Source organism: Paenibacillus sp. KN14-4R (assembly GCF_052180255.1).
GTDB lineage: Bacteria > Bacillota > Bacilli > Paenibacillales > NBRC-103111 > Paenibacillus_AM.
In genome coordinates this window covers 1,244,806-1,263,323 of the sequence record NZ_CP197466.1, presented here as the reverse complement: position 1 = coordinate 1,263,323, position 18,518 = coordinate 1,244,806, and the positions used below count along the sequence as shown (strand labels likewise).

General features: G+C 42.7%; 15 protein-coding genes. All 15 read right to left on the bottom strand.

All coding sequences use genetic code 11. The features are described from left to right. Nucleotides 1-21: 21 nt before the first annotated feature. A complete protein-coding gene (gene wrbA, locus ACSBOP_RS05995) occupies nt 22-648 on the bottom strand; it encodes an NAD(P)H:quinone oxidoreductase (protein WP_442603527.1) in 627 nt (208 codons plus the stop codon). 31 nt (nt 649-679) lie between these two features. Then, nucleotides 680-1,450, bottom strand: coding sequence for a pirin family protein (locus ACSBOP_RS05990; RefSeq protein ID WP_442603526.1), 771 nt, complete (start codon nt 1,448-1,450; stop codon nt 680-682). Between the two features lie 81 nt (nt 1,451-1,531). Then, entirely contained in the window at nt 1,532-1,975 is a 444-nt protein-coding gene (locus ACSBOP_RS05985; protein WP_442603525.1) for a MarR family winged helix-turn-helix transcriptional regulator, read from the bottom strand. Between the two features lie 131 nt (nt 1,976-2,106). After that, a complete protein-coding gene (locus tag ACSBOP_RS05980) occupies nt 2,107-3,393 on the bottom strand; it encodes a hemolysin family protein (protein WP_442604393.1) in 1,287 nt (428 codons plus the stop codon). A gap of 385 nt (nt 3,394-3,778) precedes the next feature. Further along, nucleotides 3,779-5,098: a replication-associated recombination protein A gene (locus ACSBOP_RS05975; RefSeq protein WP_442603524.1), complete on the bottom strand. Its 1,320-nt coding sequence runs from the start codon at nt 5,096-5,098 to the stop codon at nt 3,779-3,781. Nucleotides 5,099-5,204: 106 nt separating this feature from the next. Beyond that, the gene (locus tag ACSBOP_RS05970; RefSeq protein WP_442603523.1) at nt 5,205-5,954 is read right to left on the bottom strand and encodes a tRNA threonylcarbamoyladenosine dehydratase; all 750 of its coding nucleotides are present in this window, start codon (nt 5,952-5,954) and stop codon (nt 5,205-5,207) included. A gap of 67 nt (nt 5,955-6,021) precedes the next feature. Further along, entirely contained in the window at nt 6,022-7,812 is a 1,791-nt protein-coding gene (aspS, locus tag ACSBOP_RS05965) for an aspartate--tRNA ligase (protein WP_442603522.1), read from the bottom strand. 15 nt (nt 7,813-7,827) lie between these two features. Continuing rightward, nucleotides 7,828-9,087: a histidine--tRNA ligase gene (gene hisS / locus ACSBOP_RS05960; RefSeq protein ID WP_442603521.1), complete on the bottom strand. Its 1,260-nt coding sequence runs from the start codon at nt 9,085-9,087 to the stop codon at nt 7,828-7,830. A gap of 636 nt (nt 9,088-9,723) precedes the next feature. Continuing rightward, entirely contained in the window at nt 9,724-10,041 is a 318-nt protein-coding gene (locus ACSBOP_RS05955; RefSeq protein ID WP_442603520.1) for a winged helix-turn-helix transcriptional regulator, read from the bottom strand. A 237-nt stretch (nt 10,042-10,278) separates the two neighbouring features. After that, nucleotides 10,279-12,276: an FAD-dependent oxidoreductase gene (locus ACSBOP_RS05950; protein WP_442603519.1), complete on the bottom strand. Its 1,998-nt coding sequence runs from the start codon at nt 12,274-12,276 to the stop codon at nt 10,279-10,281. Nucleotides 12,277-12,450: 174 nt separating this feature from the next. Beyond that, nucleotides 12,451-12,621: a hypothetical protein gene (locus tag ACSBOP_RS05945; protein ID WP_442603518.1), complete on the bottom strand. Its 171-nt coding sequence runs from the start codon at nt 12,619-12,621 to the stop codon at nt 12,451-12,453. Between the two features lie 121 nt (nt 12,622-12,742). Beyond that, nucleotides 12,743-13,189 carry a D-aminoacyl-tRNA deacylase gene (gene dtd / locus ACSBOP_RS05940; RefSeq protein ID WP_442603517.1) on the bottom strand — a complete coding sequence of 149 codons (447 nt, stop codon included), beginning with the start codon at nt 13,187-13,189 and terminating at the stop codon, nt 12,743-12,745. A gap of 15 nt (nt 13,190-13,204) precedes the next feature. After that, nucleotides 13,205-15,382 (bottom strand): RelA/SpoT family protein, encoded by a 2,178-nt coding sequence (locus tag ACSBOP_RS05935; protein WP_442603516.1) that lies wholly within the window; start codon nt 15,380-15,382, stop codon nt 13,205-13,207. A 164-nt stretch (nt 15,383-15,546) separates the two neighbouring features. Beyond that, nucleotides 15,547-16,059 (bottom strand): adenine phosphoribosyltransferase, encoded by a 513-nt coding sequence (locus tag ACSBOP_RS05930; RefSeq protein WP_442603515.1) that lies wholly within the window; start codon nt 16,057-16,059, stop codon nt 15,547-15,549. 32 nt (nt 16,060-16,091) lie between these two features. Then, nucleotides 16,092-18,512, bottom strand: coding sequence for a single-stranded-DNA-specific exonuclease RecJ (gene recJ, locus ACSBOP_RS05925; protein ID WP_442603514.1), 2,421 nt, complete (start codon nt 18,510-18,512; stop codon nt 16,092-16,094). Nucleotides 18,513-18,518: the final 6 nt, after the last annotated feature.

Here is an 18,518-nt window from a genome sequence, read left to right as displayed (position 1 = left end):
TGCGTGGTGCTTTGGCTTTGTTTATTTTAACGTCTGAAGTGCCTTTGACACTTTCGCTACTCGTGCTCCAAGTCTTGCAGCCATCACAAGTTCCCGCGGATCAGGTGTTTTTGTCCCATCAGGTCCTGCCACTGTTGATGCCCCATATGGTGAACCACCAATCCCATCGGCAGTTAATTGCTCTGGATTCTCCGCATATGGTAACCCGACAAATACTAGACCAAAATGAAGCAACGGGACCAAGGAAGTTAATATCGTTGCTTCTTGCCCGCCATGAATGGATCCCGAACTGGTAAATACAGCAGTCGCCTTACCTTCGAGCTCTCCTTTCATCCACAACCAACTTGCTGAATCGAGAAATTGCTTCACTTGTGCAGGCATTGAGCCATAACGCGAAGGAATTCCCCATACAATCCCATCCGCCCATGAAAGATCAGCATGTGTTGCTTCTGGAATATCTTTTTGCACTTCCTGCGCTTGCACATAGAAGGGCTGGCTCTGCATTTTCTCTTTTAAAAAATCAAATTCAGGAATACGTACCATTCTTACATTGACACCTTCTAATTGGCTTGCTCCTTCAGCAACAGCTTTCGCCATGCTGTAAATATGTCCGTAAGCACTGTAATAAGGAATTAATATATTTGTCATGATTTCATACACTCCTGTTCGCATAAATAAATTATTTTTGTCTTAAAAGCGGATAGTTCACTTCAGTCGGAATTTGAATAATGAGCGCACGCATGGATGTATCTCCAGTTGCCTCTAATTGAATTGTCGAATTTTTCTCCGCGTTATAAACAGCAAAGTCTTTTCCTTGAAGTGTTGCTGCGGCTTCACCTTGAGATGTTGACCAATCTCCTTGACCACCAATTTGCAATAGCGTTAATGAATAGCCTGCTGGCACAGATTGTGTATATGCAGCACCAGTAGCAACTTCCACATCCCACATTTGAACTTCAGCAGCGAGCTCAATTGGAGAACCTTCCCCGATGACTGATTTAATCCGTACCCCTTCTTGTTCCATCATCGAAAACTGCTCATGTTCAAACTGTGCATAGGTTGGCATCCGTTTCAATGCATCCTTTAGAAAAGGCTCGAACCAGATTTGCATCCCCTGTGTTCCTTTTGCAAAATGCTCCTCATGCGATACACCCGAACCTGTCTGCATGACTTGCACACCACCATCACCCACAAAACTGCGAGTACCTAATGTATCACGATGTCCTACTTTTCCATTTATTACATATGTCATTATTTCAAATCCGCGATGGGGATGAAGTCCAATGATACTATCTTCATGCGCCTCAGCCCATGCCCAGTAAAATAAGGGTCCCACACCTTTAACCGCAGAATCTTCACCTGGAAATCCGATTGGTTTCTGTTCCGTAATTCTTCCTTCATCAAATGCGCCAACTGCTTGCTGATCCAACCCATAAATGTGTAATGTCATAATTTTCACTCCTTCACTTTTTAATAAAATAACTTTATTCGCCAATATCTTAAATTTAAGATTTATGACAAAAGCAAAAGGCTAAAATGCCTTCTGTGCAGCCAGCCCTAACTTTTTTAACAATTGAATCGCCTGCTGCTTCTCCTCTGCATCTAAGCCTGATGTTGCTAATCGAATCGCTTCTTCATGCTTTGGGAAAACCCGAGCGAGCAGCTCACTTCCTTGTTCAGAAATTTCTGCGTAAGTGACACGGCGATCTGTTGGACATGGCTTACGTACGAGTAAACCTTTATTTTCAAGCTTATCGACAACATAAGTGATATTACCACTTGACATCAATACCTTCTCACCAATTTGCTGCAAAGGAAGCCCACCCTTGTGCCACAATAATTCAAGAACGCCGAATTCAGTTCCATTGAGTCCACATTCCCGAATATCGCGAATTGCATGGGCGCTGACTGAATTATAAGCACGTGATAATACGATAAACAGGTCAAGTGATTGATCTTTCTTCTTTTCAATCATCCACTTTCGCCCCTTCCTGAATAATATCTTTAATTTAAGATAATAATAACTCAAATATTTTTCGCTGTCAACTTCATCTTATTTGAAAAAGAGAAGGCATCCTGGTTCGGATACCTTCTCTGGATTTATGCTTACGATACGGCTTCAATTGTATCTTCTTGTGTCAGTTCTCTTTTACGTACAATAATTCTGGAGATCCGTAAATGATCCGTTTCATCCACAATGAGTACATGATCGTTATATGTGATTGATTGACCTTTTTTTGGAGGGATTTCAATCTGTGAATACAGCCATCCTCCAATGGTATCATAATCTTCTGATTCCATCTCAAACCCAAAATAATCGTTAACTTCATCAATTAGCATTAGACCATCAAGTGAATACGAGGAGTCCTCTTTCTTCTCGATTGTTGGACGCTCTTCATCAAATTCATCTTGAATCTCACCAACGATTTCTTCCATAATATCCTCAAGTGTGACGAGACCTGAAGTACCGCCATACTCATCGATCAAAATCGCAATTTGCGTCTTCTTCTTTTGCATCAATTTCAGCAAATTACTGATTTGCATCGATTCTGGAATCGAAGTAATCGGTCTAATAATTGAACGATAGTCTTTTACCTCTTGGAATTTAAGTAAGTCTTTGATGTGAATAAAACCTACAATGTTATCCTTATCTTTCTCACAGATCGGATACCTCGTGCGCATTTCCTGCAGGGCGATTTGTTTATTCTCTTCAAATGACAAATTCGTATATAGACAAATCATTTCAGTTCGGGGAATCATAATCTCCCTAGCTGTCGTTTCCGCGAATTCAAAGATATTATCAACAAGAGCAAGCTCTGTATTGTTAATTAACCCGCTTTTATTACTTTCTTTCATTAAGATCCGAATTTCTTCTTCCGTATGTGCTGAATCATGCTCACTAGCCGGCTCAATACCTATTACTCGCAGCAATGCATTCGCCATTCTGTTCAATACATAGATGAAAGGGTACATCAGCTTATGGAAAAACATCATCGGAGCAGCAGTCCATAATGTAACACTCTCCGCTTTGCGAATCGCAAGCGTCTTCGGTGCCAGCTCACCTAATACAATGTGTAAAATCGTAATGATAACAAATGCAATAATAACTGATACTGTATGAATGATTACATCATTCGTAATGCCGATTGATCCAAACAAGGGTCGAATCAAATTGGCAATTGCAGGTTCACCCAGCCAACCTAGTCCTAATGATGCTAGCGTAATTCCTAACTGGCAAGCAGATAAGTAAGCATCTAAATTGTTCACAACGTTTTGAGCGAACGAGGCCCTTTTATTCCCTTCATCAACAAGTGTATCGATTCGGCTGCCTCTTACTTTCACCATTGCAAATTCAGCTGCTACAAAAAATCCGTTCAATAATACCAGAAACATCACTAACACTAAGTTTAATATACTCGGTAAAGGGTCTGTCAAATTATTTCCTATCCTCTATACATAAGCAGGATAGGTACACCTCCTTTGGATTATAAATAAATTATGTTGCGTCAAACTTTCCGCTAAACGACACTGCTCTTACAACCGTCAACTCCCCATCGGTGTCTCACTCCTCTCATGCGTACTGGACGATAAATTAGGTATACTGTCTTAATTATATCTAGTTTCAAACTCTACCGTCAAACGGCATAGATTGACTCAAAACGCGGCAACTGCCCTTATTAATAAGATTTATAGTGCATATGCGAGGATTTAAAGCCTCTCAACAAGAAAAATCTGCAAATTTGACGTTTTATCCATTTGCTTTTCCGAAAATAGCCGGTTACTTGAGTCTTGAATTTCTGCGTTTTTGCTGGTTGATCTGGATTTTGGCTTCCATCCCTTGATCGGTAGCTTCATAAATAATTTCATCTTTAATGGGTGCTGGCAAATACTGCTGTTCCACATAGTGATTCGGATAATTGTGTGGATACATGTACCCTTTATGCCCTAGCTGCTCTGCACCTGAATAGTGCGTATCACGTAAATGCATCGGCACCTCAGCTGAGCGGATACGCTCCATGAGCCCCATCGCTTTGCCAATTGCCACAGGAACAGCATTCGACTTCGGACTTTCAACAGCAAACAAGATTGCCTGGGAAATGACATACTTCGACTCCGGCCAGCCAATTTGTTGAAAAGCTTCTAATGCAGCTACTGCCTGTGGCATCGCTTGCGGATTGGCTAAGCCAATATCTTCCGAGCATGCGACGATTAATCTGCGAAGGAAAACCTTCGGGTCCATACCCAGTTTCTCAACTGCGTAGAGAAACCAGAACAAAGCGGCACTCGAAGAGCCGCGCACGCTCTTGTGAAAAGCGGACAAGACGTCGTATTGCGTCGATTCGTCCGCTTTGACGAGGGGACGGCGGATCGACTCTTCCGCCGTCTCAAGGTTGATGCGGATCGTTCCGTCCGCATCGGGTGGTGTTGACAGCGCGGCCAGCTCAAGCGCTTGGAGCGCACGGCGAATGTCCCCATTCGCCATTTGCGCGATATGCACAAGCGCATCTTCATCCGCGCTAAGCTTGATTCCACCGAGGCCACGGGACTCGTCGGTGAGGGCGCGGCGCATGGCGATAAGCGCATGCGCAGGGGTTAATGGCTCGAGCTGATACAGCGTCGAGCGGGAGAGCAAGGCCCCGTTCACGTAGCGGAACGGGTTCTCTGTCGTGGCACCGATGAAAATAATGGTGCCTTCTTCTACCGCTGGCAGCAGCGCATCCTGCCGGGATGTATTAAATCGATGTACCTCATCTAAGAACAGAATCGTTTTACGACCATACATCGCTTTCGTCGTCTTTGCCTGATCGATCACTTCTCGCACGTCTTTCACACTGGCATCAACTGCATTCAACTTTACGAACTCGCCCTTTGTACGATTTGATATGATATGCGCGAGCGTCGTCTTCCCTGATCCCGGTGGCCCATATAACAATATAGAACTAATTTGATCCGCCTCAATTGCACGACGCAGTAGTTTACCAGCCCCTACAATGTGTTCTTGTCCAATATATTCTTCCAGTGTTTGCGGTCGCATCCGATCCGCAAGCAGCTTTGAACGATTGCCTTCCGCTTCAGCGGCATACGTAAATAAATCCATTCCCGTTCATCTCCTTCCCTTCATTATAACAAAAAAATCACTTCGGACGGAATTTTACACAAACTCTCGTCCGAAGTGATTGATATACGAACCACATATTTAACTGCTACTGGTCCAACTTTTTGAGCAAATCCTGAACAACTACACTCACTGCGATCAGTCCTGCAACTGGTGGTACAAATGCATTAGAAGCAGGGGGCTGCTTCGCTTTACGAATATCCGGTGCTGTCTCTGGAACAATTTTTTTGGTCACATCTTCACGGGGTTTCATTGGTTCTTCCGTGGAAAACACAACTTTGACTCCTTTTTTGATGCCCTCTTTACGAAGATTCGTACGAACAACTCGAGCAATCGGATCCATCGAAGTCTTCGAAATATCAGCAACTTGGAATCGAGATGGATCCATTTTATTCGCTGCACCCATTGACGAGATGATTGGAATTTTACGAGCCAAGCATTCCTTAATCACATGGATTTTATACATAATCGTATCAGCAGCATCGATTACGTAATCAAGCGGATAAGCAAAAAACTGCTCATACGTTTCTTCTGTATAGAACATATGCAAGGTAATGACTTCACACTCTGGATTGATCAAATGAATCCGATCACGCATCAGATCAACCTTAGATTGACCTACAGTCGTTGTGAGTGCATGAATCTGACGATTAATGTTCGTGATATCTACGACATCTTTGTCTACAAGTACAATGCGTCCAACTCCAGTACGAGCAAGCGCTTCTGCTGCCATTGAGCCAACACCACCAACGCCAAGAACCGCTACAGTACTATTCTTCATCAATTCCAGACCATCTGGCCCAATAGCCAGTTCTGTACGAGAAAATGCATGCAACATGTTGAAGTTAACCTCCTGTTTAAAAAAAGGGCCCTTTGGGGCCCTTAGCGATTTTAATGAATGGTTCTTACGAGTTTACTTTCTCTTCATTTTTCTTTTTAAGCGCAATTTGAAGTGAAAGGTGGTCTAATTGTTTGGTATCGACTGGACTTGGAGCATCTGTTAACAAGTCTGATGCACTTGCTGTTTTCGGGAATGCAATTGTTTCACGAAGGTTAGTACGACCCGTGATTAGCATGACTAAACGGTCAAAACCAAACGCAATTCCGCCGTGTGGAGGCGTACCATATTCAAACGCTTCTAGCAAGAAGCCAAATTGCTCGTTGTATTCCTCAGGAGAGAATCCAAGCGCTGCGAACATTTTTTCTTGCACATCACGCTTGTAAATCCGCATCGAGCCACCGCCCACTTCATAACCGTTAAGTACCAAATCATATGCTTGAGCACGAATTTGACCTGGATCTGTATCGAAGAAATGAAGGTCTTCTTCTTTTGGACGAGTAAACGGATGATGCTCAGCTACATAGCGTTTTTCATCTGCATCGTAAGAAAGTAACGGGAAGTCAACAACCCAAGCAAACTTAAATTTAGATTCATCGATAAGTCCCAATTGCTTACCAATTTTTAAACGTAAGTTACCAAGAACGTCCGCAACTACCTTTTTAGAATCAGCCGAGAACAATAGCAAGTCGCCTTCTTCTGCTTCTAAGCGCTCTTTGATAGCCGCTTGTTCGGATTCATTCAAGAACTTCACGATTGGGCCTTTCATCTCGCCGTCTTTCATTTGAATCCACGCGAGACCTTTCGCACCATAACGCATTGCATAAGGAGTCAAATCGTCAATATCTTTACGGCTCCACAATCCGCAACCTTTTGCATTAAGTGCTTTTACTTGTCCACCGGACTTAATTGCACCTGCAAATACTTTAGCTTCTGTGTCTGCAAGCATATCAGACAAATCCACTAATTCAAGACCAAAGCGAAGGTCTGGCTTATCTGATCCGTATTTACCCATTGCATCTGCATAAGTAATACGCTCAAATGGTGCTTCAATTTCTGCACCTGTTGTTTCTTTCATGAGACGAGCAACGAGTTTCTCCATCATTTCAAGCAATTGATCTTGAGACATGAAGGAAGTCTCAATATCGACTTGTGTAAATTCAGGCTGACGGTCAGCGCGTAAGTCTTCATCGCGGAAACAGCGAGCGATCTGATAGTAGCGCTCAATTCCACTTACCATCAATAACTGCTTAAATAGCTGTGGTGATTGTGGCAATGCGTAGAATTCTCCTGGATGTACACGGCTTGGTACAAGATAGTCACGTGCGCCTTCAGGCGTGGATTTTGTCAAAATTGGTGTTTCCACATCAATAAATCCATTTTCGTCTAGGAAGTCACGGAAAATTTTTGATGCTTTGGAACGAAGCATTAATGTTTTTTGCATTTCAGGACGACGAAGGTCCAAGTAACGATATTTCAAACGCAAAGACTCATCAATTTCAATACCATCCTCAATGAAGAATGGTGGGTTTTTAGCCGCGTTCATAATTTCGATTTCTGTAATTTGAACTTCAACTTCACCCGTTGGGATGTTGTTATTCACGGTTTCAGCATCACGCTCTACTACTTTTCCTGTTACAGCAAGCACATATTCATTACGTGCACGATCTGCAACTTTTAATGCCTCCCCTGAGAAATCTGGGTTAAAAACAATTTGAACGATACCACTGCGGTCACGTAAATCAATAAAATGTACGCCCCCAAGGTCACGTCTTCTTTGTACCCAACCGTTTAATGTGATTGTCTCGCCAACATGTGATTTCGTAATTTCGCCACAGTTATGTGTTTTGAGCATCATCGTCATTTTCCTCCTCTAATTGTTCCCCTGTTTATGAATCCAAGCCGCTAGTTCATGAAGCGGCACTAATACCTGTTCACCTGTTGCCATTGCCTTAACGGAGATTTCTCCACGTTCCAACTCATCATCACCCAAAATCGCAACATAACTCGCTTGATAACGATCTGCGGACTTCATTTGGGCTTTCATCTTACGCCCTTGATAGTCCTTTTCGGCTACAAGCCCTTCAAGCCTAAGCTTGTGCAGTAAACTTGTTGTTTCCTTCTCCGCTGCTTCACCTAAACCGATTAAGTATACATCAAGCGGTCTGGGAACTGGGATGTGCGCTTGCTGCGCTTCAAGTACAAGTAATATACGTTCCAGACCGATTCCAAGACCAACACCTGATTGATCCGGTCCACCGATTTGCTCCACAAGTCCATTGTAACGACCACCGCCACCAATCGTATCGATCGCTCCAATACCTGCAGCTTTATATTCAAAGGCCGTATGTGTATAGTAATCCAATCCACGAACAAGACGTGTATTTACTTTAAAGGGTACACCCATTTTTGTCAGGTGGGATTTAACCGATTCAAAGTGCGATCTCGCTGCATCATCTAAATCTGCCAACAATTCTGGAGCCCCTTCCCCGAATGCAACGTCTTTCTTACAATCGAGAATTCGAAGTGGGTTCGTATCAAAACGAGTTTGGCAATCCTTACAAAGTTGGTCTTTAACTGGTGCAAAAAAGGCTCTTAGTTTCTCACGATAAACCGCTCTAATCTCTGGCGTTCCTACGGAGTTAATTTCAACCGTTACATCCTTCAAACCAACTTCTTGTGTAAATGCGTAACCCAGAGCAACAACCTCTGCATCTAAGCTAGGATCTGTTGAGCCAAACGCCTCAATCCCGAATTGGTGGAATTGACGTTGACGCCCTGCTTGGGGCTGCTCATAGCGGAACATCGGCCCCATGTAATACAGCTTCGTTAGATCCGGCTCTCCATACAGCTTGTTCTCCACATACGAGCGAACAACACCAGCTGTACCTTCAGGACGAAGTGTCATGCTGCGCTCGCCTTTATCATCGAACGTATACATTTCTTTTTGCACAATATCCGTAGTCTCGCCTACACCGCGTGTAAACAACTCGGTTTGTTCAAAAATCGGTGTACGCACCTCTTTATAATTAAAACGGTGACACAGCTCTCTTGCCTTCGATTCTAGAAACTGCCACTTCTCCACTACTCCAGGCAGCAGATCCGCTGTTCCTTTTGGCTTTTGTATCGCCATTTGATTCCCTCCCTCACGATATTCTAATGTTATAAAAATTAAAAAAATCCCCCATCCCCGACGTAAAAAACATCAGGGACGAGAGATTTGTATTCACAATTCACCCGTGGTACCACCCACATTTCGAAGGCTATCTTCTTTTTATCAAAAGAATGATAAACACTTCGCTTAAACGGTTAACGCCCGTGTACGCAATCCAATTACTGACTTCGCTTAGCAGATGCCAAGCGTGTTGTTCATTGGTTGTCCTCTGGGAGGTCATTCGGTTGCTCATCATAAGAAAGCTCACAGCCAAGGCTTTCCTCTCTAAATATGTGGGGGCAAACTACTTTATCCCTTCACTGGATCAAAGTCTTTTAAAGTTATAATAATGTATATATTAATCATCGAAAAAGATAAAGTCAAGAAATTTCAATTTCACTCCTTCATGCCCCGTTTTGTGTGAATCGTTTTGTATGCATCTCCCCCTAGCTTGATTTGATTCCATCATCTATCTCGTAAAGTTATCTTGCCTCCTTTGCACAAAAAGAAACCGCCTACAGATACGATAAATACGCGTATCTATAGGCGGTTCTTCCGCACATTTGATATGTTACTTAATTAATATCACAAAATATTCCACGAAGCAATATTTATTTAATTACAGCTTGAGCCCCACTTCTCCGCCCATTTACCAACTTCCTCCATAACAGAAAATAAATCTTTACCTTTTTCCGTTAATTCGTATTCAATACGAACGGGTGTCTCCGGATATACGTGGCGTAATACAATACCGGAAAGTTCAAGCTCTTTACATCTTTCAGACAGCATTCGATCACTCATCGCGGGAATGACATCCGAAATATCCTTAAACCTTTTAGGGCCTGTTAATAATACTTTAATGATTAAGCCAGTCCATTTTTTTCCGAGCAGCTCAAACGCACTTTCAAACTTTGGACATAAAAAATCATCCATAGCGATCATCTCCTTACTCATCATTTTAACATATCACCTCAGTAGAGGATAGAGTTTCATTTATTTTTCATAAATTACTTACTAATAGTTAGCATTTACAATTTTACAAAGAAAAAGACCCGCAAGCAACCGCTGCGAGCCATCCATATCATATTATAAAAGGGGGTCGACTTTTATTATAGGCAATCCATATTAATGTGGCATGAAAAACAGGTTACATTCCTATTACAAATTTACTTACAACTTCGTTCCAACAAAATGATCATGCAAATCTTTAATTAACATGTAACTATCGCCATCCGTTAGTTTTGATTTGTTTTTAATTGTTTGTATTGACGACCCTGTTAACACACCTTGTTTTATCAATTCTGCTTGTGCATCATTTGGATTATCAACATGAATCCCAAGCGATAGCGCAATTGTATAGCAGGCTTGATCTAATGTTAACTCCTTACCTGCAAGCACCTTACGTTGTTCAACAATCTGATCAGCCGTTGCATCTTGAGTGAATTTCAATGCGGATCCCGGATCACCTTTGAATGCATCTGGCTTCATTTTTTTAGCTCCATACAATAGATTAACAAAACGAACCGGATTTGATTTATTATCCAATTCAAACGCTACGTTACCATAGCTACCATAGGCTAAACCGTATGTGACTGCAGCTTTTAAGCCTTCATATTGTGGATGTTTCATAAATGCGTAGGGCGCAATGGTGAAAGGTTTAACATCCATTCCCTGTTGATTGATTTGTTCCTGTAGTTTCACAATCAGATCTTTTTTATTCGACATCTCACGGAATGTCACATTCGCTTCAGCTGCGATTTTGGCAGCAACACCTGCAGATTGACCCGTTGCCATCCCCACTGGTACTGTTCGTGCTGAACCGTGTGGTAGTGTATCAAAACTTGCAGAGCGTCCGACTACAAGCAGACCGTCCACTTTCTTAGGAACAATACTGCGGAACGGAACGGCATATTGGTCAGAATCCGCTACTACTGCTCCTCCATCTCCAGCATACGAACGCTGAATATCCACTTCATAGGAACCAAATCCGATGCGATCCCACTGATCTCGATTCTCTAATACATCCAGGATGTTTAAGCGGTATTCTCCTTCAATATGGCGCGTCTCACGTACATACAATTCAGGAGCTGTTGCATCCAGTTCGATATTCGCAAACTCAGGGAATTTCTTCTTCATATAGTCTACAACAAGGGGAATTTCCTTCTTCCCAATTTCGAATGCTTCTGCTCTTGAAGCAGGATCAGCACCATCAATACCATAAATTTGCAAAGCATTAATTAACATGGTTTCATCATTTTGTCTACCAATGTTAAGACCGCGCATCGCAACACGTTTCGGATTGCTGGATGGATAATCATACATTTCTTTATATCCCCATGCACTTACATCGTTAGCACCTGTTCCTGGATCATTATCATTTTGCATTCGATCTTTTACCTTGCTCCATACTTCAGGTGTAATATTCTTTAAGCGAAACACGAGTGTAACGGCCATTTTCGTGTTCTTGTCACCTAAATCTTCGCGACCATACGTGTACGGCACACCTGCAGCTACAGCGATATCAGCATCCTGCGTCGCATCAATGACTGCTTTAGCTTTAATTGTTTGCTCCGTGCCATCGGCTTTTGTTACAACAATTCCTTCGATTGCATCATTACCATCTGTGCCTTTTTTCATTTTTGGTTTGATGCTTTTCATTTTCATAATCAAATCAAGGTTAGACTCTTTTTTCACCATATCATAAAAAACATTAGCTGCTGTCGTTACGTCAAAAGAATCTCCTTCTACCTTGTCGTACCATTCGGAAAACAAACCTTTATTCAAAGGTACTTCCTTATTTAAAATTCCACCGCTATTGGGACTTATGTTCATATCCAATGAATTGAGCCAACCCACTGTGAATAACCCACCAAGCACTTCTCTGCCATTCCCATCGATAAGCAGTGTTTTTTGTCCATTACGTGCAGCAGATACAGCTGCTGTAATACCCTCTGGATCAGTACCCACTACAATGACATCGTATTCATCATTGATCTTATTTGCAGACTCTACTTGTTCAAGTTTCTGAGGAATTCCAAGGTGCTTTTGGTGCTTATATTGATAATATAATGCGCCGCCCGCTCCTGCTACAGCTAGCAGTATAAGTACGAGCATAAAGATTAACCAAGTTTTAGATTGCTTATTGTGTCGACTGCTTTGTGTTGACATTGTCCACCATCCTAGAATGTTTTCATGTATAAATCCGTATATAGTGTCGAAATTTGCAAACATGACTAGTGTACCATAATTCCTTGCAATTGGAAAAAAATCCTCACTTCCTTGCACAGAAAAAGACGTCCCAACCCTTGATAAATCAAGGTCGAAACGTCTTTAATCGAGCTATTATCGTATTGTTTTGTGAGGCAGCCTCCGTACTTGATTAGGGGATACCAGGTCAAATTGTCCCACTTCCATGTCACTAAGTCTGCCACCAACACGCATAACCTCATGGTGAGACTGAATCATACCATCGGATGACCTTGTCATTAATATTTCTTTCATCGATTGGCGCATCAGGCTGCAATTCTCCTCATCTGCATACTTTCCTAATTGCTAGTATCGCCATTTGTAAGGTAATTTATAAGAATAAAAAACCGCCATTCTTCAACCTTAAGAAGATGACGGTTCGTATCTATTAGCTTTGCTTGGTTTCAAGTACAATCGTAACAGGACCCCAATTCGTTAGACTCACGTCCATCATTTCACCGAATCTACCTGTCTCCACCAGTAAACCTTGCTCTCTCAACAAATCATTAAATTGATTATAAAGCGGCTCTGCTTGCTCAGGACGAGCTGCTGCCATAAAATTCGGACGTTTGCCCTTCCGGCAATCGCCATACAACGTAAACTGGGATATCGATAAGATCTGCCCTCCGACTTGGATGACGGATTCATTCATTTTTCCAGATTCATCTTCAAAAATACGCAAGCCAGCAATTTTTTCTGCCGCATAACGCACATCGTCGGAGGTATCATCATGAGTTATACCGACTAACAGTACAAGTCCTCGGTCAATTTGACCAACAACTTGTCCATCTACAGTAACTTTAGCTTCCTTGCTGCGCTGTATCACAACTCGCATCTCAATGTCTTCTCCTTAAGCTTGCATAATACGTTGAACGGAATATACATCCTGAACACGTTTAATTTTTTCAACAACGGATTGAAGATGATCGATGTTTTTTATCAAAATGGTCATATGGATTTGTGCCATCCGATTTTTGTCTGAACGACCTGATACAGCAGAGATCATTGTCTTGCTTTCCGACACGACCTTCAGTACTTCGTTCAGTAAACCACGACGATCATGGCCAGTAATTTCAATTTCAACATTGAAATTAGCTTCCATTGCTTCCGCCCATTCCACTTCAATTACACGATTACCTTCTTCGTTATCTCCAACCGGGATATTCGTACAATCTGCACGGTGAACAGATACACCGCGTCCGCGTGTAATATATCCGACCACATCATCCCCAGGCACTGGGTTACAGCAGCGTGCAAATCGAACAAGCAGATTATCGACACCTTTAACACGGATACCATTGGTCGGTCTGCTCTTCCGTTCCGGAGCTGATTTCACTTCTTTAATTTCATTCGTTAGTTGAATAATTTGCGCTTCTTCTGCTTCTTTACGCATTTTCTCTGTTAGCTTCGTACAGACTTGAGCAGCTGTTAGACCGCTAAAACCGATTGCTGATAACATATCTTCAACATCATTGAATGTAAATTTGCGTGCAGCTTCCATCAATTTATCTTCCGACATGAACTGGGAAGGTTCAATTCCCATACGCTTTAGTTCGCGTTCAATCGCATCGCGACCTTTTTCTACATTCTCTTCTCGTCTTTCTTTCTTAAACCATTGTTTAATTTTGGAACGAGCATGAGAAGACTGAGCAATTTTGACCCAGTCCTGGCTTGGACCATAGGAATGCTTGGATGTTAAGATTTCAACGATATCACCCGTTTTCAACTTATGGTCAAGAGGCACGATACGACCGTTCACTTTTGCACCAATTGTCCGATTTCCCACTTCAGTATGAATCCGATACGCATAATCAAGCGGAACTGATCCTGCTGGCAATTCAAATACTTCTCCTTTTGGTGTAAATACGAATACAAGATCGGAGAAGAAATCCATTTTCATGGATTCCATAAATTCAGCTGCATCATGTGTCTCTTGTTGAAGCTCCAGAATTTCTCTGAACCAGCTCATCTTATCGCCAAAACCTGCCGGTGCAACCGTACCTTCTTTATAGGCCCAGTGTGCGGCAACCCCGAACTCGGAGGTCCGATGCATTTCCCATGTACGAATTTGCACTTCCAGCGGCTCTCCAGACGGACCTACTACAGTCGTATGCAGAGATTGATACATATTGGTCTTCGGCATCGCAATATAGTCTTTAAAGCGACCTGGCATCGGCTTCCACAGTGTATGAATGATACCTAGTGCTGCATAGCAATCTTTGATGTTATCTACAATAACGCGAAGTGCCATCAAATCATATATTTCGCTGAATTGTTTGTTCTTCGCGGACATTTTTTTATAAATGGAATAAATATGCTTTGGACGTCCTGAGATATCCGCGTCAATACCCATATCTTTTAGTTTATCTTTAATACTAATGCCCACTTCTTCGATGTAGCGTTCACGTTCCGTACGTTTTTTCTGCATGAGATTGACAATACGATAATATTGCTGAGGATTTAAGAAGCGAAGTGCAGTATCCTCCATCTCCCATTTAATAGCAGAAATACCGAGGCGATGTGCGATTGGGCAAAAAATTTCTATAGTTTCATAAGCAATTCTGCGCTGATTTTCTTCCGACTGAAACTTTAAAGTTCGCATATTGTGAAGACGATCTGCGAGTTTGATTAAGATCACGCGGATGTCTTGCGCCATTGCAACAAACATTTTTCGATAATTCTCGTTCTGCTGCTCTTCTTTTGACTTGAATTGAATACGCTCAAGCTTCGTCAATCCATCAACAAGCATTGCACACGTTTCGCCAAACTTTTCTTTTACCCTATCTAAGGGGACCGTAGTATCTTCAACGACATCATGAAGCAAGGCAGCGATTATGGAAGTCGTATCCATCTGCATATTCACTATAATTTCAGCCACCGCAACAGGGTGCAAAATATAAGGCTCACCTGATCGACGCACCTGACCATGGTGTGCTTGATCGGCAAACTCATATGCTTCCTCAATTTTCTTGAGATCGGCTTCTTTTAGATAAGTCGACGCCTTTTGAAGTAAAAGCTCAATGCCCATGGACCCATCCATTCCCTTAAGTAATTTTAATTCATTATGCCTTGGGCGATAGCCCTACGTCAACTGCTGAGGCATATTCATACCTAAAAATAAAGACACCCATCATCCGATACACGGTACATACGCCGATATATCTTCTAAGGGGTGTAATTATTACATTTATTTTAGTACGTAACCATTGAGAATGTCGGAATATCGCCTAACATCTCACGACCATTCAAGTAGGAAAGCTCGATCATAAATGCCGCACCAATCACTTGACCACCAAGTTGATTAATTAGGTTGATTGAAGTTTTAATTGTACCACCAGTTGCAAGTAAATCGTCCGCGATCAATACGCGTTGACCTGGTGTAATCGCATCTTTATGCATAGCTAACTTATCTTTACCATATTCAAGGGAATACTCTGCCTCAATTGTCTCACCAGGCAGTTTACCACTTTTACGAATTGGAATAAAACCAACTCCTAGAGCGTATGCAAGTGGTGCACCCACTACAAAACCACGAGCCTCAGGGCCTGCGATTACATCAATTTCTAAATCTTTTACGAGCTGAGCAATATGGTTAATTGCCTCTCTATAAGCGGGACCATTTTTTAATAATGTTGTAATATCCTTAAAGCGAATACCTGGCTGAGGAAAGTCTGGAATCACACGAATGTGCTCTTTAAAATTCATCAGTACCCCTCCAATCATTCAATGAAATAGTGTTATGGTTGTGCAATCCAATGCTCGAGCTCTTTAGCTGAACTGAACATACACAGTTGTTCGACTTCACTTCGATTTTGCCTCGCTTGATACAAGTAAGATGCCGTCAAATCACGCTTTGGCGGTTGTGCAGCCAAACGACTCTGGTCACCTTCATGCTCGATAAAACCTAATTGTTCAAACACCTGAAGCATAAAGGTCGCTGATGTTTCTGAAACCTGAAGTCGCTTAGCAAGCTGACGCTCAAAAAGCGAACTTTGCGTTTCCCACGAGCCAGCACGACCAAGTAATCCGTATAGGGTTTTAAATTGTTCCCGTGATGGTATACTGCCGCTTAGCAGTGGATTTGTATCAGCAAAAAGCGCATAAATACGCTGACAACAGGTAGCATGCACAACAACTTGACGCAGTTGGGAAACATGCGCCGGCAAATTGTAGAATACCACATCAGTCACCACTTGAAAAGCATACATCTTTGCCAGTTCGTTAAGTGGGGTTACTTGGTCCTCTGCAGCATGATGCATCCAAACAGGCAACCCACTACTTAAAGCAACATTTTGTACTGCTGAATGTAATTCCGTACTCGGATCTTCGAACAAAACCAAACCAATTATGGATTGCCCAACAGCAGTACATGTGGCTACTGTTGTACGAAGGGATGACAGCTTATCTGCTGCCTTAGCGTTTCCCCGCCAATCAAATATCTGAACATGTGGAATACGAATATCTTTCAACATGAGTTGTGGCTTACGGATGCCATTCCACTCATTCACCGACAGTTCAGCAAGTGTCTCTAGTCTTGCACCAATGGTCATCCATGGACTTAGCTCACCTTTACCAAAAGCAACACCTTCAATGGCTAAGTTTGTATCCCCAGAAACTTGGGAAAGTCCAAGCTTCAAATGTTGGCTTTCTTTCCCCATTGTTCGAACTTCAGTAACCGCAAGCTCACGAATTACGAATTTAGGTGCTGGGTTTCCCATACCAAAGGGCGCAAGAAGCTGTAACGTCTCGATACATGGTAGCGGAATATCTTCCAATCTGCACTCCAGATCTGCACCTAATAAAGGTACTAGATCCTCCTCACTTAGTAGGCGGGATGCAATTCCATTCATCTGCTTCGTGAATGCTTCTAAATACTCGGCTTGAAATGACATCCCTGCTGCCGCACTGTGGCCACCGTAATGGTCTAATATTGGGTCGCATTCTGTAAGCGCTTCGTGAAGATGGAATCCTGCAATCGAACGTGCTGATCCTTTAACCGTACCCCGTTCAGAATCAATACTAAGCACAAGTGTAGGGCGATAATAACGTTCTACAATCCGAGAAGCTACAATGCCGACAACACCGATATTCCACTTCTCTCCCGCTAGCACAAGTACATAAGGGAGCCCCGATTCGATGCGCTGAGCTTCAACCATCGCTACAGCCTCTGCTGTCATTTCTTCTACGATACGCTGACGCTCAACATTAAGAATATCTAGTTCTTGAGCAAGTTCATCTGCTTCTGACATATCTTCTGTCAGCAATAGGCGGACAGCCGTCTCCGCAGATTCTAATCGTCCGCTAGCATTAATACGCGGTCCAATTGAAAATCCAATGTGACCAGCGGAAACATCTCGCTTCTCAATACTGCAAACCCGAAGTAATGCTCTTACTCCTGCAAATCCTCCTGATCGTATCCGATCAAGCCCTTGCTTCACAATGAGTCTATTCTCATCTTGTAACGGCATCAGATCAGCTACAGTACCGATAGCAGCAAGCTCGAGCAGCTCCTCGGGTACTCTGCCAAGAAGAGCTTGTCCAACCTTCAGCGCGACACCTACACCTGCCAATCCTTTAAATGGATAAGAGCAGCCTGGTTTCTTCGGATTAATAAGAGCAAGCGGGGTAGGCAGCAAAGCTGGAGGTTCATGGTGATCTGTTACAATGACTTCCATCCCGCATTCATGTATGTAAGCCACCTCATCTACAGCGCTTACACCTGTATCAACCGTTACAATTAAGGATACGCCATCTTGCTTTGCTTGATCTACAGCTTCGCAATTTAATCCATAACCTTCTTTTACCCGATGTGGAATATAATAATCTACATTCGCATCCAGTCCTTGCAACAACCGTACCATTAATGCGGTTGAACTTACCCCATCCGCATCGTAATCACCATAAACGCGGATCTTTTCACCCTTTTCAATGGCAAGCTTGATTCGATCAACAGCAACCTGCATCCCATCGAGTAAATAAGGATCATGATATCCTTCCATTCCACCATATAAAAATCGCTGTACTTCCTCAGGTTTCGTTAAACCCCGAGATGCCAGCAGCTGAAGTACAAGCGGCGGTAGCTCCATCATCTGTGAAATTGAGGCCAATCTCGCCTCATCTACGTTACCAACTTGCCATCTTCCTTTACCAAGTAACACCTTAAC

Coding starts and splice junctions, on each gene's coding strand:
- wrbA (WP_442603527.1), bottom strand. CDS start 648: ATGACAAATATATTAATTCCTTATTACAGTGCTTACGGACATATTTAC.
- ACSBOP_RS05990 (WP_442603526.1), bottom strand. CDS start 1,450: ATGACATTACACATTTATGGGTTGGATCAGCAAGCAGTTGGCGCATTT.
- ACSBOP_RS05985 (WP_442603525.1), bottom strand. CDS start 1,975: ATGATTGAAAAGAAGAAAGATCAATCACTTGACCTGTTTATCGTATTA.
- ACSBOP_RS05980 (WP_442604393.1), bottom strand. CDS start 3,393: ATGTTTCTGGTATTATTGAACGGATTTTTTGTAGCAGCTGAATTTGCA.
- ACSBOP_RS05975 (WP_442603524.1), bottom strand. CDS start 5,098: ATGGATTTATTTACGTATGCCGCTGAAGCGGAAGGCAATCGTTCAAAG.
- ACSBOP_RS05970 (WP_442603523.1), bottom strand. CDS start 5,954: ATGTTGCATGCATTTTCTCGTACAGAACTGGCTATTGGGCCAGATGGT.
- aspS (WP_442603522.1), bottom strand. CDS start 7,812: ATGATGCTCAAAACACATAACTGTGGCGAAATTACGAAATCACATGTT.
- hisS (WP_442603521.1), bottom strand. CDS start 9,087: ATGGCGATACAAAAGCCAAAAGGAACAGCGGATCTGCTGCCTGGAGTA.
- ACSBOP_RS05955 (WP_442603520.1), bottom strand. CDS start 10,041: ATGGATGATTTTTTATGTCCAAAGTTTGAAAGTGCGTTTGAGCTGCTC.
- ACSBOP_RS05950 (WP_442603519.1), bottom strand. CDS start 12,276: ATGTCAACACAAAGCAGTCGACACAATAAGCAATCTAAAACTTGGTTA.
- ACSBOP_RS05945 (WP_442603518.1), bottom strand. CDS start 12,621: ATGCGCCAATCGATGAAAGAAATATTAATGACAAGGTCATCCGATGGT.
- dtd (WP_442603517.1), bottom strand. CDS start 13,189: ATGCGAGTTGTGATACAGCGCAGCAAGGAAGCTAAAGTTACTGTAGAT.
- ACSBOP_RS05935 (WP_442603516.1), bottom strand. CDS start 15,382: ATGGGCATTGAGCTTTTACTTCAAAAGGCGTCGACTTATCTAAAAGAA.
- ACSBOP_RS05930 (WP_442603515.1), bottom strand. CDS start 16,059: ATGAATTTTAAAGAGCACATTCGTGTGATTCCAGACTTTCCTCAGCCA.